Origin of the sequence: Sporomusa sphaeroides DSM 2875, assembly GCF_001941975.2 — a bacterium.
GTDB lineage: Bacteria > Bacillota > Negativicutes > Sporomusales > Sporomusaceae > Sporomusa > Sporomusa sphaeroides.
The window spans coordinates 3,762,642-3,786,054 of record NZ_CP146991.1 but is presented as its reverse complement, the minus strand read 5'-3'; the positions used below and the strand labels follow the sequence as shown (position 1 = coordinate 3,786,054).

At 51.0% G+C, this 23,413-nt stretch carries 17 protein-coding genes and 1 other annotated feature; of the genes, 10 read left to right on the top strand and 7 right to left on the bottom strand.

The window, feature by feature from the left end:
- Positions 1-159 precede the first annotated feature (159 nt).
- Positions 160-1,575, bottom strand: a complete 1,416-nt coding sequence (locus SPSPH_RS17635; protein WP_269147950.1) for a DEAD/DEAH box helicase — start codon at positions 1,573-1,575, stop codon at positions 160-162.
- A 155-nt stretch (positions 1,576-1,730) separates the two neighbouring features.
- Here SPSPH_RS17635 and SPSPH_RS17630 point away from each other — a divergent pair, with 155 nt between their 5' ends.
- Both SPSPH_RS17630 and SPSPH_RS17625 read left to right on the top strand, forming a co-directional pair.
- Positions 1,731-2,735, top strand: coding sequence for a GNAT family N-acetyltransferase (locus SPSPH_RS17630; RefSeq protein ID WP_083945646.1), 1,005 nt, complete (start codon positions 1,731-1,733; stop codon positions 2,733-2,735).
- Positions 2,736-2,821: 86 nt separating this feature from the next.
- The gene (locus SPSPH_RS17625) at positions 2,822-3,679 is read left to right on the top strand and encodes a 4Fe-4S dicluster domain-containing protein (protein WP_075756951.1); all 858 of its coding nucleotides are present in this window, start codon (positions 2,822-2,824) and stop codon (positions 3,677-3,679) included.
- Positions 3,680-3,778: 99 nt separating this feature from the next.
- Here SPSPH_RS17625 and SPSPH_RS17620 read toward each other — a convergent pair whose 3' ends face one another.
- On the bottom strand, positions 3,779-5,239 hold the full coding sequence (locus SPSPH_RS17620; RefSeq protein ID WP_075756952.1) for a sigma-54-dependent transcriptional regulator: 1,461 nt from the start codon (positions 5,237-5,239) through the stop codon (positions 3,779-3,781).
- Complete coding sequence (locus SPSPH_RS17615) at positions 5,236-7,803, bottom strand: PAS domain S-box protein (RefSeq protein WP_075756953.1); 2,568 nt, start codon at positions 7,801-7,803, stop codon at positions 5,236-5,238. The genes SPSPH_RS17620 and SPSPH_RS17615 overlap by 4 nt, the downstream gene beginning before the upstream one ends.
- A 214-nt stretch (positions 7,804-8,017) precedes the next feature.
- Between SPSPH_RS17615 and SPSPH_RS17610 the strand changes: the two genes are divergently transcribed.
- The 3 genes from SPSPH_RS17610 to SPSPH_RS17600 all read left to right on the top strand — a co-directional run bounded on the left by SPSPH_RS17610 (position 8,018) and on the right by SPSPH_RS17600 (position 12,371).
- Positions 8,018-9,916: a [Fe-Fe] hydrogenase large subunit C-terminal domain-containing protein gene (locus tag SPSPH_RS17610; protein ID WP_075756954.1), complete on the top strand. Its 1,899-nt coding sequence runs from the start codon at positions 8,018-8,020 to the stop codon at positions 9,914-9,916.
- 180 nt (positions 9,917-10,096) lie between these two features.
- Positions 10,097-11,404, top strand: a complete 1,308-nt coding sequence (locus tag SPSPH_RS17605) for a uracil-xanthine permease family protein (protein ID WP_075756955.1) — start codon at positions 10,097-10,099, stop codon at positions 11,402-11,404.
- 4 nt (positions 11,405-11,408) lie between these two features.
- On the top strand, positions 11,409-12,371 hold the full coding sequence (locus SPSPH_RS17600; RefSeq protein ID WP_075756956.1) for a P1 family peptidase: 963 nt from the start codon (positions 11,409-11,411) through the stop codon (positions 12,369-12,371).
- Between the two features lie 262 nt (positions 12,372-12,633).
- Here SPSPH_RS17600 and SPSPH_RS17595 read toward each other — a convergent pair whose 3' ends face one another.
- The 3 genes from SPSPH_RS17595 to SPSPH_RS17585 all read right to left on the bottom strand — a co-directional run bounded on the left by SPSPH_RS17595 (position 12,634) and on the right by SPSPH_RS17585 (position 16,807).
- Entirely contained in the window at positions 12,634-13,800 is a 1,167-nt protein-coding gene (locus SPSPH_RS17595) for an aminotransferase class I/II-fold pyridoxal phosphate-dependent enzyme (RefSeq protein WP_075756957.1), read from the bottom strand.
- Complete coding sequence (locus SPSPH_RS17590) at positions 13,797-14,276, bottom strand: Lrp/AsnC family transcriptional regulator (protein WP_075756958.1); 480 nt, start codon at positions 14,274-14,276, stop codon at positions 13,797-13,799. Before SPSPH_RS17590 ends, SPSPH_RS17595 begins: the two co-directional genes overlap by 4 nt.
- A gap of 49 nt (positions 14,277-14,325) precedes the next feature.
- Positions 14,326-14,535: a binding site (T-box leader), on the bottom strand.
- Between the two features lie 100 nt (positions 14,536-14,635).
- Positions 14,636-16,807: a HelD family protein gene (locus tag SPSPH_RS17585; protein WP_075756959.1), complete on the bottom strand. Its 2,172-nt coding sequence runs from the start codon at positions 16,805-16,807 to the stop codon at positions 14,636-14,638.
- 155 nt (positions 16,808-16,962) lie between these two features.
- Between SPSPH_RS17585 and SPSPH_RS17580 the strand changes: the two genes are divergently transcribed.
- Genes SPSPH_RS17580 through fliB form a run of 3 tightly spaced genes read left to right on the top strand, consistent with a single transcriptional unit; the run spans position 16,963 to position 19,778 of the window.
- The gene (locus SPSPH_RS17580) at positions 16,963-18,387 is read left to right on the top strand and encodes an MFS transporter (protein WP_075756960.1); all 1,425 of its coding nucleotides are present in this window, start codon (positions 16,963-16,965) and stop codon (positions 18,385-18,387) included.
- Positions 18,388-18,446: 59 nt separating this feature from the next.
- Complete coding sequence (locus SPSPH_RS17575) at positions 18,447-18,836, top strand: YkvA family protein (protein ID WP_233139137.1); 390 nt, start codon at positions 18,447-18,449, stop codon at positions 18,834-18,836.
- A gap of 30 nt (positions 18,837-18,866) precedes the next feature.
- On the top strand, positions 18,867-19,778 hold the full coding sequence (gene fliB, locus SPSPH_RS17570) for a flagellin lysine-N-methylase (RefSeq protein ID WP_075756961.1): 912 nt from the start codon (positions 18,867-18,869) through the stop codon (positions 19,776-19,778).
- An 18-nt stretch (positions 19,779-19,796) separates the two neighbouring features.
- On the opposite strand, the gene SPSPH_RS17565 is transcribed toward fliB, so the two are convergent.
- Complete coding sequence (locus SPSPH_RS17565; RefSeq protein ID WP_075756962.1) at positions 19,797-21,068, bottom strand: hypothetical protein; 1,272 nt, start codon at positions 21,066-21,068, stop codon at positions 19,797-19,799.
- A 188-nt stretch (positions 21,069-21,256) separates the two neighbouring features.
- Between SPSPH_RS17565 and SPSPH_RS17560 the strand changes: the two genes are divergently transcribed.
- Positions 21,257-21,583 carry a DUF1904 family protein gene (locus SPSPH_RS17560; RefSeq protein ID WP_075756963.1) on the top strand — a complete coding sequence of 109 codons (327 nt, stop codon included), beginning with the start codon at positions 21,257-21,259 and terminating at the stop codon, positions 21,581-21,583.
- Positions 21,584-21,616: 33 nt separating this feature from the next.
- A complete protein-coding gene (locus SPSPH_RS17555; protein WP_075756964.1) occupies positions 21,617-23,365 on the top strand; it encodes a sigma 54-interacting transcriptional regulator in 1,749 nt (582 codons plus the stop codon).
- Positions 23,366-23,413 lie beyond the last annotated feature (48 nt).

The window sequence follows — 23,413 nt, the reverse complement described above, 5'->3', positions numbered from 1 at the left end:
TTCTTGAATCGTCCCCTTGTGCGCATGTTTACTGAATAAAGAACGGTAGTTAATAATGGAAGAAGAATGCCTCGCATCCATTGGCGATAATAATATAGCCAAAAGATACGAGGCATTGTACTTAAACTATGGAACCGTCACATACTGAACGGTACTTGCCTATTTTTTAAAGCCGCCCGATTTATAGCGGGGCTTGCCGCTAGGCGCGCCTTTTCTATTTTCCGGCGGTTTTCTTCTGCCGCCAAAAGAACGGGAGCGCAGGGGCGCTTCTTCCGTAATTTTGATAGGCGTGGTGTCAGGTTCTTTGGTGAGCAATTTGAGTGCTGCCGATATCAGGGACACCGAATCTGTTTCGGCCAGCAGGTCTTCAGCCCGGCCGCGGTACGACTCGAGGTTTCCTTCTTCAATTTGATTAAGCAGTTTTTCCACAGCCAGCCGCTGCTGACCCTCAATGGCTTCACTCAGGGTAGGTACAGGCATCCGTACAATCTTGCGCTTGGTGAGCCGTTCAATAGAACGCAGGTGCTCAAGCTCCCGGGGGATGACAAAAGTCATGGCTGAGCCGGTTTGACCTGCCCGGCCTGTACGGCCTACCCGGTGGACATAGCTTTCCGGGTCTTGCGGGATATCGAAATTATATACATGGGTAACACCGCTGACATCAAGGCCCCTGGCAGCTACGTCGGTAGCTACCAGGATATCAATCGTGCCTTCGCGGAACTGTCTGATGACGGCATCCCGCTTAGGCTGAGTCAGATCACCATGAATGCCTTCGGCAGAATAGCCGCGTTTCTTTAAAGCTTCAAACAGTTCGTCCACCCGGCGTTTGGTGCGGCCGAAAACAATGGCAAGTTCAGGGGACTGGATATCCAGGAGCCGGCAAAGCACATCAAACTTCTGCCTGTCCTGCAACTCCATATAATACTGCTCGATGAGCGGCACAGTGACTTCTTTGGCTTTAACGCTGATGAGAGCAGGCTCTTTCAGGAATTTTTGCGCCAGATTTTGTATTTGTCTGGGCATAGTTGCGGAAAAGAGCAGAGTCTGACGGGAATCCGGGGTGGCGCTTAAGATTTTCTCAATGTCCTCAATAAAGCCCATGTTGAGCATTTCATCGGCTTCGTCCAGCACCACCATTCTCACATCGGTCAGCTTAATGGTGCGGCGCTCCATGTGGTCCATCAACCGGCCGGGGGTTGCTACAATAATTTGCGGCTTGCGCTGCAGGGCTTTAATTTGGCGTTGAATATCCTGGCCGCCATAGATGGGCAGGGTGTTAATGTTGGAGAACTGGCCCAGCTTGTTCATTTCTTCAGCTACCTGAATGGCCAGTTCACGGGTAGGCGCCAGGATAATTCCATAGATGGCGCCGGAAGCGGTTTTAATATTTTCCAGTAACGGGATACCAAAGGCAGCCGTTTTGCCTGTACCGGTTTGGGCTTGTCCGACTAAATCCTTGCCGGATAATAATGTGGGAATGGCCTGGGCCTGTATGGGGGTCGGCTCTTCGAAGCCCATATCACTAAGAGCGCGAATGATTGTATCACTAATACCTAACTCTTTAAATTTTTCCAATATGTATAGCCTCCTTTATTTTCACTGCGGCCTGTACCTTCACCAGCGGCTTGGTACAAGCCATTTTTTCTTTAGTATCGACAGTTTGCAACCGGTTGTATACACCCGGCCGCAGTGCTAAAATAGGGTATAGGGAATGAGGTGCAGCATTTATTATGGAAATAAAAATTGTTACCGCCAAGCAGACGTGGGAGTTGCGGCAAAAAGTTTTGTGGCCTGATAAAGATATTTCCTGTGTACAATTACCGGACGACAATGCGGGAACACACTATGGTTTGTATGACGGCGGCCGCCTGATAGCGGTGGTTTCAACCTTTGCGAAGCAGGGTGAGATTCAATTCCGCAAATTTGCCACAGACCAGGCATATCAGGGGCAAGGGTATGGCACAACTTTGCTGCAGCATGTTATTTGCGCGGCCGAGGCCGGCGGTGCCACGGCTATATGGTGCAACGCCAGGCTGGATAAGACGGCGTTTTACCAAAAATTTGGGTTGGAAAAAACTGCTGAAGCATATGAACGGGACGGATTACAGTATATCATAATGCGGAAACAATTGGTAGCTGTCAGGCTTAGTGAACGGCTGGAACAGCAAATTAAGTTTATCGTCGAGGTAGATAAACTAAAAAACATTTACCGCAAAAACCTGGTCATTGGCAGTGAACGACCCGAAACCGATGCCGAACATTCGTGGCATTTGGCCATGATGGCCATGCTGCTGGCAGAGCATGTTACCTCCTGCCGGATTGATGTGCTGAAGATTATCAAAATGGTACTTATTCATGATATTGTGGAAATTGATGCCGGCGATACCTATTGCTATGATCAACAGGCCGGGCTGGATAAAGCCGCCAGGGAACAAGCGGCAGCCGACAGGCTGTTTGGGCTTTTGCCTGCCGGCCAGAGCCAGGAATTGCGGGCCTTATGGGATGAGTTTGAACAAAAGCAAAGTCCGGAGGCACGTATGGCCGACGCTCTGGACAGATTGCAGCCGTTATTGCTGCACTATCATACAGGCGGAAAATCCTGGCTGGAAAATGGCATCAACGCCGACCAAGTCAGGGAACGCAACCGGCAAACCAGGGAAATTGCGGCAGAATTAGGCTTGCTTGTCGAGCAAATCATTGAGGATTCTGTCGCCAAAGGCTATTTGCCCAAATAGGCCCGGACAGCGGGTATAGTTGGAAGCCGCCACCGGTGCGATAGCACCGTTATGGCGTAATATTTCTTGGGAGAGAGGTTTAGACAATGGCAACAAAACCGGATTATAAACGTTACGGATTTATTCCTCAGCGTCAGCAAGGCTTGCTGCTTATGCGGCTGCGCAATCGAAGCGGTAATCTCACGGCAGCAGATTTGCGCAAGATGGCTGAACTGGCTGAGCGATTTGGCACAGGCGAAGCCCATGTGACCATCAGGCAGGGAATTGAGATTCCCGGTGTAAAAGAAGAAAGGTTTGAAGAGGCGCGCCAGGCTATCCTGGACGCCGGGCTGCTTCCCGCGGTTTGCGGGCTGCGCGTGCGGCCGGTGGTGGCTTGCCCCGGCACCGCTACTTGTCCCTATGGCTTAGTGAATACGCGGGCGCTCTCCGACCAATTAGACCGGCAATATGTTGGCAAAGACCTGCCGGCTAAAACTAAACTTGCCGTCAGTGGCTGTGCCAATGCCTGTACCAAGCCGCAAGCACATGACATCGGCTTTAGAGGCGCGGCTGAGCCGGTAATTGATCAGGAACTGTGTGTAAAATGCGGCGCTTGCGTAAAGCGCTGTCCGGCGGCAGCCATGACCCTTGATGACGATGGTTTAGCCATTGATTTGGATACCTGCCTGAGCTGCGGTGTTTGTGTTGCCACCTGCCCGAAGCAGGCGTTGGCCTATACACAAGTTGGCTACCATATATATATCGGCGGTAAAGGCGGCCGCTACACCAATACAGGCGAATGTATCGCCACTTTTGTGGCAGAAGAAGAAGTCATACCGTACCTGGAAGCCATTTTGGCCGCTTATCAGGAACTGGCAGACAAAGGTGAGCGGCTCAGCAAAGTGGTGGCCAGAGTGGGCTTAGCAACAGTCAAAGCTAAGATTGCAGATAAGCTGTCCGGTTAATCTCCGGTAAATAAAGAAAACACGGCTTTAAGAAAGTTATACTTTCTGTTAGGATAAAAATATTAAACGAGTCCTATTCCGGCGCGGAATAGGACTCGTTTAATTATCTTGCATTAATTTTTCCAGCCGGTAGGAGAGCGACCGGCGGGACAGACCCAGATAGGAGGCGGCAGCCGATTTGTTGCCATTGTGCATTTCGAGAGCCGCGACAATGATCTGGTCCACATAATCATCCAGTTTAAACGGCCTGGATGGGAGGGAGACCGGGGCATCCGGTATAAGGGTATTGGTCTGGGGGCCGGAACGAAGCGGTTCGTTGCTGGCTGTTATCTTTAGATGTTTGGCCCTGAGTTCTGTATCATCAAACATAAAGACCGACCATTCGACGACATTCTGCAGTTCACGGATATTTCCCGGCCAGGAATGGTGAAGCAAAATCTGGACGGCTTCGCTGCTCACAGAGCGGAAGCACTTACCCTTTTGCTTGGCAAAACGATGGAGAAACATTTCGGCAAGCGGCACAATGCTATTGCTTTGTTCTCTGAGAGGGGGGATAAAGATTTGCCCTACATTCAGGCGGTAGTACAGGTCGCGGCGAAAGGTGCCTGCTGCGACAGCCTGGGACAGGTTGCGGTTAGTAGCGCATACGATGCGCACATCGGATTTGATTTTTTTCAAGCCGCCCACGCGGTAGTACTCTTTTTCCTGCAGTACCCGCAGGAGTTTGGCCTGCATTTCCAGCGGCATTTCACCAATTTCATCCAGAAATAACGTACCGCCTGCCGCTAAATCCAGCTTGCCCTTCTGGCCCTTGGTAAGGCTGCCGGTAAAAGAACCTGCCTCATAACCAAATAGTTCACTCTCAAACAAACTTGGGGTCAAAGCCGCGCAATTAATGTCCACAAAGGGGGCGGCAGCCTCCTCGAACTCAGCATAGTGGATGAGTTTGGCAATCATTTCTTTGCCTGTACCTGTCTCGCCCTGGATTAAAACCGGGATAGACCGGTCGCGGTGATACATGAGGGCCTGGGCGTAGATATTCTGCATAACGGTACCAAAGAGGCCAATTTCGCCAATTCCTTCAGCTTTGGCTGCCAGCATGCGCAACCGGGAATTCTCTTTGGTGGTTTCCAGGGTGGCGGCTTGCACCTCCTGATCGAAGTGGTCGGTGAGGCGCCGGTTTTCGCGCAATAAGCCCTGATGTTCGGCTACCTTTTCGATAATAATGGATAGCTCCTGAATATTGATAGGCTTCAGCAGGTAGTCGAAGGCGCCCATGCGCAGGGCTTCAATGGCAGACTCCATAGAACCATGGCCGGTAAACAATACAATGTCGGTATAGGTGCCGCAGGGCATATCTTTAATATGTTTAAGCAAATCGATGCCGGACATGGCAGGCATTCTGATATCTGTTAAAATCATAGGGAAGCTTCCGGCTAAAAAGGCAGCCAGCGCTTCCTCCCCATTGCTGCACTCGGTTATTTCATGTCCATGCCGGCGCAGGAATTTGCCGACCGACGTACGGCTGCCGGTATCGTCGTCTACTAACAGGATATTCAACAGGCATCCTCCTCTTTTAGGTTATCCGATGCTTCAATCAGGGGAAAGGCCAGCCGGAAGGTGGCCCCGCCGCGCTCATTATTCATAATGGTTATCTGGCCGCCGTGAGAGGTAACCACCGATTTGACAATAGCCAGTCCCAGCCCCATTCCATTGTTTTTGGTTGAAAAAAACGGGGTGAATATTCTTTTGCGCAGTTCTTCAGTAATGCCTGTGCCATTATCGGAAATCTGCACAATGATTTTATCGTGCAGCAGTGTTTCGATTTCAATCTCTTTTACCGGTTGCTCTAAACCGGTCAGGGCGTCGATGGCATTACTTATCAGATTGAGAAAAACATGCTCCATATGTGCCAGTGAGCCGTACATTTCCAGCGGATCTTCGGCAAGCTTCAGCGTCAGGGATATATCGGCCGCGCCTGCTTGGGAAAAGGTCATTTTGACTGCATTGGTGATGGCGCCGGTGAGGCTGAAACTTTGATTGGTGCTTTGCTGGCTGGTGCGGATGAGGTCGCGGATATAATTGATGATATTGGCGATTCTGGCCGACTGTTCGGAGATGGTCTGCACATCTTCCAGGAACTCTTCCACCTGGTAGGTCTGCCCTTCCTTGTACCACATTAAGATACTGTCGGCAGTTACTTTGATGGAATTGAGCGGCTGATTAATTTCATGGGCAATGCCTGCCGCCATATTGCCTAAAAAGGCCAGTTTTTCGGTCCGGCTGATTCTGTTTCTGGCAGCCGAGAGTTCAGCCTCAGCCTCTTTCCGGTCAGAGATGTCGCGGGAAATGCAGAGCCCGACAAGCTCCTCGTTAAGGGCAAATATGTGCGCATTCACCTCCGAGGGGATGGGTCTTTGGTCCTTGGTTAAATGATCAAATTCAAAAATAGCCTGCCGTGAGGTCAGTAATTTCTCCATGTGTGAGGTGGCAGCAGCCTTTCCCTGGCCTGACATGGTATCCAGCATCGACAAGGATAAGAGTTCATCGCGGCTATAGCCCAGCCGGCGGCAGGCAATATCATTTACTTCGATAATTCGTCCGGGCAGGCCCTGGGGAGTGATTTTCCAAACAAAAATGGAATCCTGCACACTGTCAAACAATTGACGGTAACGCTTTTCCACAGCTCTTCTCGTAAATATTTCCTGAGCCAGTGTAGCATTTGCATTAGCCAACTGGCGGGTTTGCTCTTCGATGTTTTTTTCCAGCCGCCGGTAGGAGCGCTGCAATGCCTTATCGGCTTCCTTGCTGTCGTGAATATCCAGGCAGCAGCCAATATACCCGGCAAAGGAGCCATCCGGGGTCTGCCGGGGGATACCGATAAGCTGAACCCAGCGGTATTCGCCGTCATGGCGCAGCATCCGGCATTCATAGTCAAATTTTTCCCGGTTAAGCGGTTTGTCGGGGTGCTTCTCCTGGGGATGAAGGCGGCAGTCCCAGGAGATATCGCTGCCTTCTTCCCAGGTCAGGCCGGTATATTCCTGCCACTGTTTATTGACAAACACGCAGCGGCTTTCCCGGTCCTCCATCCACACCATGAAGGGGATATGGTTGGCCAGGTAGCGGAATAACTCCTGGCTTTCACACAATGCCTGCTGAGCCTGCTTGCATTCGTTGATGTCGGTCATTGTGCCAATGATGGCCGGCTTGCCGCCGATTTCAAAGTAACTGCTCTGGACCTTTACATAGCGGAGGCCGCCTGCCTGTGACAATAATCTGAGCTCATAGGTGACAGGCGCCGTCTGATTGGTTAGTTTTTGGTGGATAATTTTATGCACTGACGCCCTGTCATCCGGGTGGATATAGTCATATACGTTGGTGATGGCCAGCAGCTGCGCGCGGGAGTACCCGGTGATAGCAGTAAAGCCCTGGCTGACATATACCAGTTTGCTGCCTTGAATAACATAAATACCTGTCAGTGAGCTTTCCACTAAACTGCGGTATTTGACTTCGGCTTCGGCCAGCAATTCAGTAAAGCTTTGATGGCTTTGCAGATAGATAATCAGCCGGTGCAATAGTATTGTGCCGGCGATATGGCCGATAATTATGAACAGAAAAATATAGCCCCAGGAATTCAGGACTGTGCCGCCGTTTATTGCCGGAAAAGAAAGATATACATAGGCCAGTGAACACAGGCAGGCAAACAGGGCTGCCTGTCCCAGCTTCCGGCAGGTAAGCCGGTTGCCGAAGCGTTTGAGCATACAGGCTGTAATGAGTCCGCAAAAGGGCGAGCCCATTGCCCAGGGAACCCAGTCGACACTGCCAATGGCCAGGAAAATGGCAGTGGTGGTTAGGCCGACCAGCGCGGCTTCAATTAGCCCGACATGCACAGCTGTCAGCAAGACAGCAACCATGCTGAGGTTTGCGCCAAAGCTTTCTTTCGCCAATAGAGGGATGGCGGCAATAAGGGCCAGCAGCGAAAAAAGGAGCAGCCCGGGAAAATTGATTCTGGTGGTTGTACGGTAAATTGCCAGAGGAAACCAATGTAAAAACAGCAAAAGGATGGCCGCCATAGCGCCGATATTCTCTAATAATTGCAGGAGTGCAATTACTATATCTGTCATTCATAACACCTCAATATGCTTCTATTCGCGGTCATTCGTCAGAATCCTTGAGAAAATTGGCGAAATATAGAAATTGTATATCAGTCAATCTTGAGGTAACTAAAAAATAAGAATTGTCGCAATTTGCAGAAATGTATACTTTGACTTACGAATCTTGCTGTAATATAATAACAGTGCAATAGTGATAAAAATAACGTACTCGCAGGTGATTGTTTTGAGTAAAGACATTTTATTAACCAGGGAAGAACTGTGTGCCGGCTGCAACAAGTGTATAGCCAAATGTCCGACAAAAGCCAATATCGCTTATGAACTTAATGGGGAAAACAAGGTCAGGGTGGATCAGGAACGCTGTATTCACTGTGGGGAATGCCTGGATGTGTGTGATCATAAGGCCAGGGATTTTACCGACGATACGGAGCGCTTTTTTGCCGAGCTCAAGCAAGGGACAAGCATCTCGGTCATTGCCGCACCGGCTGTGCGTTTTAATTTTGGCAATTATAAACGCTTGTTTGGGTATCTTAAATCCTTGGGGGTCAAGGTGATTTATGATGTATCCTTTGGCGCCGACATTACCACCTGGGCCTATCTGAAAGCCATCAGAGAACAACAGCTGCGTTCGGTGATTGCCCAGCCCTGTCCGGCAATTGTCAACTATGTCCAGAAATTCCGGCCTGAACTTATAAACAGTCTGGCGCCCATTCACAGTCCCATGATGTGTACGGCTGTTTACTTGAAACAATATAAGAATGTCCAAGACAAGCTGGCATTTTTATCACCCTGTATCGGTAAAATTGATGAGATTCATGAAAAAAACACCAACGGCTTAGTGCATTATAATGTAACTTATGCCAAACTGGAGCAGTATCTGGAGAAAAACGGAATTAACCTGGCTAATTATCAGGAAGCCGACTTTGAAGACGCAGGCTGTGGTTTGGGCTTGACCTTCAGCCGGCCGGGCGGTCTCAGGGAAAATGTTGAATTCCATGTCAAGGATGCCTGGATACGGCAAATTGAAGGGCCGGGGCATGTGTATCATTATTTGGATGAATATGCCCGGCGCAACCGGCAGGGTAAGCCTGTCCCGCTGCTTGTCGATGTGCTTAACTGCCTGTGCGGCTGTAATATTGGCACAGGCACCAATAAGGCTATTGCTATTGATGATATCGACTATAAAATGAATGAGCTTAAACAAGCCAAGATAAAAGAGCAGAGCAAACATAAGCTGTTTAAGAAAGCCTACGCTTTATTTGAGCAGTTTGACAAAGAGCTGCGGCTAACGGATTTTGTCCGCCGGTATGAGAATAAGTCGGTTGCCACGGCTGCGGCAAATGCGCAGGCGCTGGAGCCTGTTTTTGCCAAACTGCATAAACCGGACGAGGCCTCACGCAGTGTCAACTGCTATGCCTGCGGCTTTGGCAATTGCCGTGATTTTGCCGCCGCTGTGGAGCAAGGCATCAATCATGTGGAAAACTGTATTGACTTTAACCGCAAAGAAGTGGAAATCGAGAAAAAACTGCTGGCGAAGAGCACCGAGGAAGTTCAGGACATGCTGGTTAAGACCAAGACCCTGGCGGAAGAGCGTGAACGTTCCGGTCAGGAACTCCGTGAGCGGGTAAAGGATATCCTTGACGCCATCAATGAAGTTTCGCTGGGCAGCAGTGAAAATGCCAAGAGTATTGAGAACATCAGCGGGGAAGTGCATTATATCTTCAAAACAGCCACCGAGCTGAGAGACAGTGTCTATGAAGTGGAAACCAAACTGACTGAATTCACTCAAGCATCAGACGAAATTGTGGGTATCGCCGGTCAGACTAATCTTTTGTCGCTGAATGCCAGAATTGAAGCGGCGCGGGCTGGTGAGCAGGGCAAAGGCTTTGCCGTTGTGGCTAACGAGGTTGGCGTACTGGCGGACAGAACCAAAACGGTGGTTACCTCGACTAAAAGCAGTGAAGGCGATATCAGGCAGCAGGTGGCTAAAATCATCAGTATTTCCGATGATTTGGAACAGAAGATGGAAACCGTCAATAATGAAATTACCAATATCTCAGCAACTGTGCAGCAGGTAACTGCCAAATGCCAGGAGATTGCCGCAACAACGGCAATGCTGAGATAAATGGATTGAGAGCCGGCATCCGGAACCTTGCGCTTAAGGTTCCGGATTCTTTTCTTTCAATACAAAGCCCGGCACAGGCGGCCGCTATGCAAACGGTGAAAGCAGGCAGAGCAGGGAAATGTTAACAAATGGAGAAGATAATAACAAACAAACCGGGAAACATAGACGGGGAGGATAACCTTGGAAACTGTAAAATTTAAGTATCTGCTGGATGACCATCTGCCACCTGCCGAAACGGCTGTGTATGGCTTGCAGTGGTTTTTGGTCACGGTTCCCTGCATTATTATCCTTGGGGCCATTGCAGGCGGCATTGCTGACGGTGATTCCGCTGCCGGGCAGCTACGGTATCTGCAAAAACTATTTTTTCTCACAGGCCTGATTATGCTGGTGCAAGTGCTGCGAGGACACCGGCTGCCGCTGATTGTGGGTCCGGCTGCCGTGCTGTTGAGCGGCATTGTGGCAACCCAGGCCACCACCGGTGGAGCGGCTTATTTCTCTATGGCGTTATGTGGCTTGGTATTGGCCGGCTTGAGCTGGTTTAAGCTGCTGCATCGCCTAAGCCGGTTGTTTACGGTGCGGATTGTCGGGATTGTGTTGCTGCTGATTGCTTTTACCCTGCTGCCGACAATTCTTAATCTAATTACGGCAGGGTCGGATAACCCATTTACCCAGCTGGCCTTTGCCATGATTATGATTCTGCTGCTGTTGTTAGGTCAGCGACTATTGCCTGATATCTTAAAATCGACTTTGGTAGCCTGGGCGCTGCTGGTTGGCAGCCTGGCGTATTACACCCTGGTTGCCGGTGCCTGGCCGCAGACAGCGCCGACGCCGGCAGCGGCCGGTGGCTGGCAGTTGGCTGTTGCCGGTTTTCAATTTGACTCTGTGGTTTTTATCTCTTTTCTCTTTTGTTTTTTGGCACTGACAGCCAATGACCTGGGCTCAATTCAAAGTATTGCCGGCTTACTGGGGGTTACTGATGCTGCCAAACGCAGTAATGACGGCTTGTTTGTGACCGGGCTGGGAAATGCGCTTGCCGGCTTACTGGGAGTTATTGGTCCGGTTAACTATTCGCTCAGCAGCGGCATTATGCTTGCTACCGGCTGCGCTTCCCGTTTCCCTCTGGCGGTGGCTGCGGGCGCGCTCATTATTGTCGCTTTTATACCGGCCATTATCAGTGTTTTCTCTTATGTGCCGCCGGTTGTAATCGGCAGTCTCTTATGTTTCATTATGTGTTCGCAGGTTGCGGCAGGGATGCTGGTATTGGGCAAAGATTTGGAGACGTCAGGGTTTGAGACCGGTATGATTGTAGGCTTGTCGCTGATGCTTGGCACCCTGGCGGCTTTTTTGCCCGCCCAGGTGACCACCGCTATTCCCGCAGTTGTCAGGCCGCTGGTCACCAACGGCTTTGTTGTCGGCATTACGGCGGCTCTTTTACTGGAACATGTGATATACGCCCAGACGGGTAGTAAAGCAAAGCAAAGGCGGTAACAGCATGGTAAAGCTAACCGATATTCCTGGCATCAAAATCGGGCATGCCCATGACCTGGCAGCCCCTACCGGCTGCACGGTCATCCTTTGCCCTGAGGGCGCAACCGGCGGGGTGGATGTGCGTGGCGGCGCACCCGGTACCCGTGAGACCGACCTCTTAAACCCGGTAAATTATGTGGATAAGGTGCATGCGGTATTGCTGGCAGGCGGCAGTGCCTTCGGCCTGGATGCGGCGGCCGGAGTTATGCAGTATCTGGAAGAACAAGGTATTGGTTTTGATGTCGGTGTAACCAAAGTGCCGATTGTCGCCGGTGCGGTGTTGTTTGATCTAACCTGCGGCAGCTATCTGGTCCGCCCGGACAAGGCGATGGGGTATGCGGCCTGTCTGGCTGCCGGCACTCAGGCTTTGAGTGAAGGCTCGGTGGGAGCCGGGGCGGGAGCCACTGTTGGCAAGGTGTTTGGCCTGGAGCATGCGATGAAGGGCGGGATCGGTGCCGCCTGTCTGACTGCCGGTGAGCTGATGGTGGGGGCGATTGTCGCCGTTAACTGTCTGGGCGATGTGGTTAATCCGGCTGACGGCAGTATCGTGGCCGGAGCGTTTCAACAAGAACCGTTTGCCTTTTTGCGCTGCGAGGACGGCATGTTGGCCAACGCGGAGCAAACAGGCAGCCGTTTTGCCGGCAATACCACCATTGGTGCGGTTGTCACCAATGCCGTCCTGACCAAGGCGCAAGCGACCAAGGTGGCGTCAATGGCGCACAATGGCTATGCCAGAACCATTCGTCCGGCCCACACCCTGTTTGACGGTGATACGATATTTGCCATCGGCACCGGGCAGGTGGCTGCCGATATGAATGCCATCGGCGTACTGGCGGCAAGAGCGGTGGAACAGGCTGTGCTGCGCGCGGTGACTCAGGCGACGGCACTGGCCGGGTTTAGGTGTTATCAGGATATCAGCCGTGAGTAACCAAATAAAAGGCGAGATTGCAGACTAATGTCTGCAATCTCGCCTTTTTAGTCCTAACAGAAAGTATAACTTTCTTAAAAGCAGGATAAGGGCAGCATCGACTTGTGCTGTCGCCAAAGGCTCGGCGCAAAGCCGTGTTTTCTTTATAATTTTACCATACCCTGGTAACTCCCGTGACCCTCCGGCCATTGCCGGGAAAAGCGTTCCGCAGGAGAAAAGCCGGGCAATATTCCGTTAAAAATCAGTACTCTTCGTCTCAGTATTACAGCCGCTGCTTCACAAACCGGCCGATTCGTTCCAAGGCTGTGGTCAGGTTGCTGATGGAGGAAGCATAGGAGCAGCGGACAAAGCCTTCACCGCTTTCACCAAAGGCATCACCGGGGACTACGGCGACTTTTTCCGCTTTTAGGAGCTCTTCGGCAAATTGCAGTGAGCCTAAGCCGGTTTCTTTGATGGAAGGAAAGATATAGAAGGCGCCTTTGGGCTCAAAGCAGCTTAACCCCAGGCTGCGCAGACCGTCGACCATCAGTTGACGGCGGCAGTTATACTCGGCCACCATTTTTTCCATATTGATTTTGCCGTTCCGGAGAGCTTCGACGGCGGCAAGCTGGGCGGTGATGGGGGCGCAGAGCATGGTATACTGGTGGATTTTGTTCATGGCGGCAATAAAATCAGGATTGGACAGCGCATAACCGATGCGCCAGCCGGTCATGGCATAGGCTTTGGAAAAGCCGTTTAACAGAATTGTGCGGTCACGCATATCAGGCAAACCGGCAAAACAGGTATGGGTGCCCTCATAGGTCAGGTCGGCATAGATTTCGTCTGAGATGACAATTAGGTCATGCTTTTTGGCAAATTGGGCAATGGCACTCAGTTCCTGTTTGGGCATAATGGCTCCTGTCGGGTTGTTGGGATAACCGATCAGGAGGGCTTTGGTGCGGGGGGAAACCAGCTTTTCCAGCTGCTCTACGGTAACGCGGAATTCATGCTCCATGCTTGTCGGTACAGGCACAGGGGTGCCGCCGGCCAGCAGGACACAAGCCTTGTAGGAAACATAGCAGGGTTCAGGAATGAGGACTTCATCCCCCGGGCTGAGGATGGCCCGAATGGCTAAATCAAGCGCTTCGCTGACGCCGACAGTAACCAGCGCTTCTTTGCGGGGGTCATAGCTAACCTTATAGGTATCATATATAGTGCGGGTAATTTCTTCTCTAAGCTCCAACAGGCCATAGTTGGAGGTGTAAGCGGTATATCCCTTGTGCAGGCCGTGGACGCAGCTTTCTCTGATATGCCAGGGAGTGACAAAGTCAGGCTCGCCGACACCCAGGGAAACGACGCCTTTCATTTCGGCGGCAATGTCAAAGAACCGTCTGATGCCTGAGGGCGGGATGGCTTTAACGGTAGGCGAGATTCGTTCAGCCCAGCTCATGGTGACACCACCAATCGATGGTCTTCTTCACGGTCATCAATAATAACACCGGCATATTTGTAAGGTTTGAGCATAAAGTGGGTGGCGGTGCTGAGAACACCGTCAATGGTGGATAATTTGGTGGCTACAAACTTGGCGACTTCTTTCAGTGATTTTCCTTCTACCATTACACTGAGGTCATAGCCGCCGGACATGAGATACAGGCTGGTAACCTCGGGAAACCGGTAGATGCGCTCGGCAATGGCGTTAAAGCCCACTTCCCGCTGGGGAGTGATTTTAACCTCAATCATGGCGGTTACTTTGTCGACACCGGCTTTTTCCCAATTGATGATGGGATGGTACTTGACAATGATTTTTTCTTCTTCCAGCTGTTTAATTTGTGAAGCTACCTCTTCTTTTGAACGGTTGAGGATGGCTGCTAATTGTTCCACCGGCTGGGCACAGTCTTTTTCTAAAAGCTCCAATAATTCTCTCACAGTAAATCCTCCTAATTTATGATTTGTGAAATAAAAAAATCCCGTCCTTGAAAAGGACGAGATTATTGTTCCCGCGGTACCACCTAAATTAGCCATACGGCTCACTTGATCCTGTTAACGCCAGGTACGGTAAAGCTTACTAAGTTTCAGCCCACAGCTCAAGGGTGGCTTTCCCAAAATTGTCTTCCGCCGGTTTTCACCCTAGCCGGCTCTCTGGTGGGTAAGACAGTTTTGCTACTTTCCCTATCATCACGTGTTCCTATGTTAAGTTTTTTATAGAATAGCATAAAAAATGGCCGAGAGCAAGCAAAATGTTAAGTTTTTTTAATTTTCTTACGCGATCTTGTCATGGGTATAATTTAGCCTTTCAGCAAGGGAGTAAGCCTGCCCTGATGGAAGATATGCAGGTAATACATGGCCCGGGACATGGCGACATAGAGCAGCTTGGCATCCTGGTAATCGGCGGTGAATTTCCTGTCAGAAGCATTCCAGATAATAACACCGTCAAACTCCAGTCCCTTAGCCAGCAGTATGGGGGCGACGGTGATGCCGCCATGGTAGCTCAACTCGCTGCTGGTAATCAGATGGAGATTGGCAAGCTGGGCAGCGGCGGCTTGCAGCCCCTCGTAGAGTTTGTGGCTGTCGGCTTCTGCTTTGGTCAGGATGCCGATAGATTTACAGCCCAGGCTTTGAAATTCTTCAATGGTCTGGATGGTTCGCTGCAGGGCGGTCAGGGCGGTGGGGGCCTCTTCAATAACCGGCTGCCGGCCGATCTCATAGACCGGAATGGCCTTAGAGCGGTCGGCAGGCATGACCTTGTTGAACAAATCGACAATTTCTTTGGCTGAACGATAGCTGAAATTGACTTCATAGTAGCGGCATTTGGCTTCGGCAAATACCTCTTTTAAAAGTGACTGCCAACTGGTAAGTCCCCGGTCGGTATGGATGGCCTGGGACATGTCGCCCATGATGGTAAAGGAGGTATTGCGGGAAAGGCGTAAGAGGATGAGGTACTCCAACAGGTTGATGTCCTGGCCTTCGTCAATGGCAATATGGTCAAACCGTTCCACATGGTTGAAGCCGTCCAGCAGGTATTTGAGATAACATAGCGGTGCCAGATCGTCGCGGTCGACCTGGCCGGACTCAAGGTTTGCCAGGGTGTGGGCTGTCAGTATATCGACGTTAACGCCAGGCGGTTTTACCTTGCGCCAGGCGGCTTTGTCCTGCATAAGTTCGGCATAAGCCGGTAATAATTCCAGAAACGGCCATTTGGTAAAATGCTTTTTATCAAATGCTTCACTTTCGGCAGCATAACGGGCTGCCGTTTTTTCGTCGGCGTGTGCTTCGCCCCGTTTATAGCGTGCTTCATAGACTTCCACAAAGTTTTTTAGCCGGAAGCGAATATATTTTTGCAGGGATTGCAGCCGCTCGTTATAGGGAACAGAAGCGCCTTCCAGAACTTTTTCCAGCTGCTGTTCCCTGGTAATGGTGAGCTGATTGTCAAACAGGCTCAGCGCTTTCAGTTTTAGGCAAAATTTTTCTAACCGTTTTTCCAAAAATATGTTCATTACCTTGATAAATTCCGGTGTGCCTTTCCACCTGGCTGCGGCGGCAAGCTCTTTGCTGTTAGGCGCTGTGTGGCTGATAACCGGAGCAAGCTGCATAATGGCGGCCGCCATGTCGGGAAACGTTGTCTGGTTGACATCCTGGGCATCAATTTCAGGCAGCAGGTCGGAAATATAGTCTAAAAAGATTTTATTGGGAGCCACAATGACCAGTTTTGCCGGGTTGAGCTTTTCATTGTACAACAGGTAGGACAAACGGTGCAGGCCGATGGTGGTTTTGCCTGAGCCAGCTACCCCCTGAATGATGGTGACTTGATTTAGCGGTTCGCGGATAATCTGGTTTTGTTCTGACCGGATGGAGGTAACAATATCTTTCAGGCGGTCGCCGGCACCCTGCAATAGCCGTTCAAGCAGAAACGGGTCGGCAATCAGCGATTCTTGCTGCCGGGACATGATTTTGCTTAGAATGTTGTCCTCCGACATGGAGATAAGCTGCCGGTCTTCAATCTTATACTGGCGTTTGAGGCTGACATCACCGGTGTAGGTGTAGCGGCCCAGCACTTCATAGCTGGCGCGTCCGTCCTGGGCTTCGTAGAAAATAGTGGATACCGGATCGCGCCAGTCGAACACCAGGATATCCCGGACACTTTCAATATCCAGTTTAGCCACTTTTGTCCGGCCGATGTAATACTGATCAAAAGTCCCGGCCCCGTCTTCCCGGAAATCCACCCGGCCAAAATAGGGACAGTCCAGTGCCTGGGCGATATCGGCAGCTTTACGTGCATGGTCGCTCTTCATGAGGGAGTGGACATAGGCGCTGACTTCATCTTTGGTGGACAGTGACTTGTTAATTTGGTGCACCCGGTTGTCCATATCGTTTTCCAGATCTTTAATAATCTGCTGCATGTTTTTGATGGTTTCGGATAAATGCTGTTGTTCATGGAGAAAATCAGGATGATTGCTCATGGCTGTTTACCTCGCGTTCGCTTCTTCAGTACCTTAACATTGTGTTTCAGGTCTGCTAAAATAGTATAGGACGATGGTATACTATTTAGCAAGTGGTTTTGTCTTGTCTGGGTAATTTGACAGGTCTGTATACCGATAATGAGAGGAGTAGCCGCGTGCAAGAAAGGCTGCAAGGTTATAGCTATTATAAATGGCTGATTTTTGGTGTTGTTGGCACCGGAACGTTCATGTCCACCCTGACTGCATCGATTGTTAATGTGGCTTTGCCGCCCATTACCACCGCGTTACATAGCAATATTGCCACAGCCCAGTGGGTGGTAACTGCGTATTTGCTGGTGATTACCAGCCTCTTGCCGCTGATGGGACGGCTGGGTGATGTACTGGGGCGCAGTAAACTGTTTGGCTATGGTTTTGCCGGCTTTACGGCAGCCTCATTATTATGCGGGACAGCCAGTTCCATTGGGATGCTGACCGCCTTTCGCGTGCTGCAGGCCATTGGTGCCTCTGTGTTAATGGCTAATGCCATGGCCATTGTCACCAGTTTTTTTCCGCCCAACGAACGGGGAAAGGTGCTGGGAATGATTGGCACTATCGTGGCGTTGGGCAGCCTGTGCGGACCGGGCTTAGGCGGCCTGCTGGTGGAAGCTTTTGACTGGCATGCTATATTCTTTGTCAATATTCCCGTAGGTGTGCTCGGTTATGCCGGAGCACGGCTGATTTTGCCTGTTGACCGGGAGCGGCGGCAGGAGACGATCGATTATTTAGGTGCCGCCCTGTTTGCGGCAGGCATGGCCAGCTTGCTGCTGGCCCTGAATAATGGCACCGAGTGGGGTTGGCTTTCGCTGATGACACTTGGCTGTATCCTGTTTTCCCTGGTCCTGTTTGTGCTGTTTATCCGGTATGAAAAGCGTGTAGCGCAGCCAATGCTGGAATTATCGATATTTAAGAACCGGGATTTTTCCACAGGCAATTTGGCAGGACTGCTCTCCTTCATGGCCATGTTCAGCAGCAGTTTGCTGGTACCGTATTTTCTGCATGATATAATGGCTTTTTCGCCGGGCAAGATTGGCCTTATTATGTCGGCCTTTCCTTTGGTTATGGCGGTGGTTGCCCCGCTCAGCGGCATGTTGTCGGACAAGGTCGGCCCGGTGGCGTTAACCACCTCAGGTCTGGGAGTGCTGGCAGCGGGGTTGGTGATTACGGCAAATCTGCAGGCTGGTTCGGGTTTGTGGTTGATTTTAGCTTCCCAGGCACTTATGGGTTTGGGTAACGGTTTGTTTCAGTCTCCTAATAATAATAGTGTGATGAGTGCTGTCGAGCCCCGGCAGTTGGGGGTGGCCGGCGGCATCAATGCCCTGGCGCGCAATTTTGGCATGGTCTGTGGCACCGCTTTGGCGGTAGCTATTTTGGAGCACCAGCGTATGGTCAGCCTGAGCGGGCTTAGCCAGCCAACACCGGCGCAGCAGGCGGCCGCTTTTATGGACGGGTATCAGGCGGCGCTGTTTGTCGGTGCCGGCCTGGCTGTCGCCGGGATGCTGATTTCCTGTAAGCGGGCCGGCAAGACGGTGTCAGGGCAGTAGAACTGGTGTTAAGCAAGGCCGGTGGATTGCGGGAATTTTGCTGTTAGGTTGGTGATAGTGTGAATAAGGGAGCACGCCTGTTTCAGTTTGGAGTCTGGCTGAAGCTTTTGCGGGATAATGGCATGATCTTATATTATGCCTGGCGGCATCCCCTGACTCCTAATTATCTTAAAGGCATATTGGCGGCGCTGGTTATCTATTTGCTTAGCCCGATCGATCTGCTGCCCGATTATTTGCCTTTGCTGGGCATTGTCGATGATGCTGCCCTGGCTACCGGTGCGCTGCTGTATTTGACCAGGCTGCTGCCTGCGCCGGTATTGGCGGAAAGCAGGCGGCAAAGTGAAAAATGGGGCAGACGGATGCCCTATATTATTGGCATCCTAGCCATAGCTGCCATAGGCTGGATTGTTTTGGTGATAGCCCTTTTCCGTAAGGTTTTCTTTGAATAGTGTAAACTGTATACAGGGATAGTGAGAAGAGTGTTTATTTACACCGATATAGTAGAGCAATTTTCCTGTCAAATGTGTGGCGCCTGCTGCCGCAATCAGTGGCAGGTTACCCTGAGTGAAACCAGCTACCGGCGAAATGAAGCGCTGTTTGCTGGTACCGGGCGCCAGGCCGAATTTGATCAGGCGTTTATCAGGCTGCAGGAGTCGGCAGGGTATGGTGAATATGCCTATATCGCCAAACAGGCCGGCGGCGGTTGCTGGTTTTTGGATACCGGCAACCGGTGCCGGCTGCATCGTGAGGCCGGTCACAGCCAGCTTGACGCTGTTTGCCAGACCTTTCCCCGCTACCCCATGAGCACGGCGCGGGGGATTGAACTGACGCTCAGCTTCAGCTGCCCGGCGGTTCTGAAACTGGCTGACCGGGAGGCGGCGCTGAGCATTGTCAAAGCGGAGAAACAGCCAACCGCAGTAGCCGATGACAGCTATGCGGTTGCGGTGTACCCTGTTCAGCAGCCGGCCAGGAAGCCGCTGCATTATTACTTTGAACTGGAAACCCATTTTATTGATATCCTGCAATACCGGGGGTTGCCGCTCAGTGAGCGGTTAGACTTTCTTGCCGATACCGTTAATGCGGTAAATGGCTTAGCCCGGGATGAGACCATCGGGAGAGCGCTGACAACCTTATTCCGCAGCAATTATGATTATTTGGACAGGCTGGCTGTTGCCCGGACGCCGTCTGTGACGGCGCCCGGAGCCGGGTTGCTTGAGAATTTTCTGGTGAGCTTTGTCTTTAAAAAGCCTTTTTATATTTACGGGCTGGACAAGACTCTCTATTTGCTGCAGCGCATGTGGCAGCAAATTGTGAATGCCGATGATATGACGGCGGCCATTAGGAAACTCGAGTTTCAATATGGCCATGACCGCAAGGTATTGTTGGGTTAGCCGGGAAAACCAGGGCTGTTACCTTGTATGCAAGGTATAGTTGTTCAGCACAGTTCCGTTTTGGTCGATGAATTTGATTTGGATGGGCTTGTTGAAGTTCAGGGATAACCGGTCAAGGGGAATCATTTCGTTGGTGACAGAGGGGAACCACATCCGGTTATCTGACGGGCTCTTGGTTCTGACACTGACAGTCAGGTCGTTGCCTGTCTGCACAACCCTTTCGATGGCAATGCCATAGCCTTGGTCGGCTACCGAGCCGATATGGGCGTACAGCACCAGCTGCCGGCCAAAATCAATGTCGGCGGCTTTTTCGATAATTGCATCAGGGATGCCGAGCGGATTGGCCGGATCAGGCTTTGCCAGCAGAACTCCCAGCTTCATATTGGCCGGGTAGCCGCTTTCCCGCCAGCTCCAATCGGTATAATTGCTGTTAAGGTACAAGATCCGCTCGCCGACCGGCACCACCGGCACGGCCGTGACTGAGGTCCGGTAACCGAACAGGCTGGCCGGACGATAGGTGGCAGGATACTGGCTGTTGCCGATGCCGCGAATGGTAGTAATCACCCACCTGGCACCGCTGCGTTCCAAATCAACTTTGAAGGTTTGGCCGCTGGTTTTTACCTGGACAACCGCCTTGTTGCCGGCTACCGATAATAAGCTGAAACGGTCTTTGACTTTGTCAAAGCCAAAGACGCCGGCATTGTCTCTTACCACCTCCACCGGATCACTGGAATGGATACCGCCGCTGACTATGGTTTTAACGCTGGTAATGCTCCATTGGTCCCTGGTTTTGTTTAACAGGACCTTGAAGGTTTTGCCGCTGGTGGTGTGCACGAGAACGACTGCTTCGGTTGAAGTGCTTGACTGCAGGGTAAAGTTGTCACGCCGGGCATCAAACCCATAGGTTGCGGCGGCTGCTTTAACCACTGCCACCGGTGAGCCGGAACCCTTGTGCTGCTCGGTGGGGCGGTCACGGTCTTTATCGCCTTGCTTATTGGGCTGTTCCTTATTTGGCTGCTGCTTATCAGGCTGTTCTTTGTTGGGGCGTTCCTTATTCGGCTGTTCCTTATTGGACTGCTCCTTATTGGGTTGTTCCTTAACAGGGGCGGGAGCTTTGCTTTCCTCAACCGTGGGGGCAGGTGCGGCAACCTGGGGGTTTTCGGCAGCATAGGCCGTGGTTATGGGGAGGCCTGGCAGCAAAGCCGAGCTTACAATAGCGGCGCCGGTAAGCGCGGCAAGTAAGCGTTTGTATTTACGCTTGGCACTTTTTCTGCGGCTGGTGTGCTTCATAACATGCTCCTTTCATTGCAAGGATTTGATAGGATTTTTATTATTGTCTGCGAAACTGTTTGAGAACAATCTAAGTATTTTATGGCTGATTATCCAGTTAAGTTTTTATCCCGCCAAAACCTGTGATCTTGACAAAAATAAAGTCCGGGTACTAAGCTAATAGTAAAACGATCAAGGAGGAAACCACTATGCCGCAACTGATTATCAAAGGCATGAATATCGAAACAATTAAACAGCTAAGCAAGCCGCTGGTTGACGAGTTGACGCAGATTATCGGCTGTCCGCGTGAATATTTTACTATCGAGGCCGTACAGAGTGTTTTTATCCAGGACGGCCAGGAACAGCCGATTACTCCGTTTGTGCAGGTGAACTGGTTTGACCGGGGGCAGGCAGTGCAGGATCAGGTGGCGCAGGCTATTTGCCGGCAGGCACAGCGCGCCGGCAGCCCGCAGGTGGAGACTTTTTTTGTAGTTTTAGAGGAAAGCAGGTATTACGAGAACGACAGACATTACTAAGGCGTCTTGGCGCAGGACAGGGAGGCTGGCCGGATGAAACAGTCGGAATTGCAGGAAATCCAGGATACTGTACGGCAATATGCCCAGATCATTTCCCAGGTTATTAAGGTCGATGTAGAGATTGTTGACAACTGTTTGGTACGGATTGCCGGTACCGGGATCTATCAGGACCGTATCAACGAAGATATGTCGGCAGAAGGTTTGGTGTACAAGCAGGTGCTGGCGACCGGTGAGCCGCAGGTTATTCAAACGCCGGGAGAGCATCCGCTCTGCGTGTTATGCCCCAAACATGGCTGTTGCAGTGAAGAAATGGAAATGTGCACCCCGATCAAACTGGGCAGCGAAATTATCGGGGTTATCGGCCTGATTTGCTCCACCCCGGAACAAAAACAAAATCTGCTGGGAGACTTTGAGACTTACCGCCAGTTTTTGCTCCAAATTGCTGAATTCATTAGTGCCAAGGTGTATGTGCAGCGGGAAAACGAACGTTACCAGGCCATGATGCAGCTCTTGAGCCAGGTTGTTGACGGGGTGGACAAAGGGGTGCTGGTGTTGGATTCTCACGGCCGGATAGCCCACAGCAACAGCACTGCCGTTAAACAGCTGCTGCTCAGGCCGGATACGATGCAGCAGGCCATCGGTATTGAAGCCACCGGCGACTCTTTGTTAGGGGTTGAGGAATATAAGGTTACTGTTGGCGACAGAACCTTTAAACTCATGGGTGAAATGCTGCTGCTGGAACCGGCATTGGCTCCCTTTGAAAGAATTTTTATCTTCAACGAAATGAAAAAATTTAAGTCAGGCATTTATGGCCTTACGAATGTAGGTCCCCATGTAAGTCTGCAGAATATTGTCGGTTCGTCGGAGGCTATTTGCCAAGTCAAAGACAAAATTCTTAAAATTGCCGACTCTAACTCTACTGTGCTTATTACCGGCGAGAGCGGCACAGGCAAGGAGTTGATTGCCCGGGCAATTCATGCGGAAAGCAGCCGGCATGACAAGCCGTTTATTGCTATAAACTGTGGCGCAATTCCGGACACACTCTTGGAAAGTGAGCTGTTTGGCTATGTGAAGGGCGCCTTTACCGGCGCCGACCCGCGTGGTAAAATCGGGAAATTTGAGCTGGCCAACAAAGGGATTATTTTTCTTGATGAAGTCGGCGATATGCCGCTGTATTTGCAGATTAAGCTTCTCAGAGTGCTGCAGGAGCGCAAGCTGGTAAGGATTGGTTCCAACCAGGTGATTGAACTGGATGTGCGGGTAATTGCCGCCACCAATCGAAATCTTAAGGCTTTGATCAGAGAAAATAAATTCCGCGAGGACTTGTATTACCGCCTGAATGTTATTCCGATCGAAGCGCCGCCGCTGAGGAACCGGCTTGAGGACATTCCTGCCATAGTGAACAGCATGATTGAAAAGTATAGCGGGTTGTTTAACAAAGCGATTAAGAAGATTACCCCGGAGGCCCTGGCTATATTAATGCAGTACTCCTGGCCGGGCAATGTGCGGGAAATGGAAAATACCATAGAGTTTATGATTAACATGGCTGATGAATCAGGCCTGCTGACAAAAGATACCTTGCCTAAGAATGTGATGGAGCTGGCCGAACCGGTGGCCGTGGATACCAGCCCTTCTATCCGCCCATTGCGGGAAATAGAGCGTGAACATATTTTGCGGGCCGTTAAGGTGTATGGCCCAACCACCCAGGGCAAACAATTGGCAGCCAAACAGTTAGGTATCGGTATTGCCACTTTGTACCGTAAACTAGAAGATATAACATAATCTGAATTTTTTATCAATATGATAAAAATGACGGAAAACGACAGAACA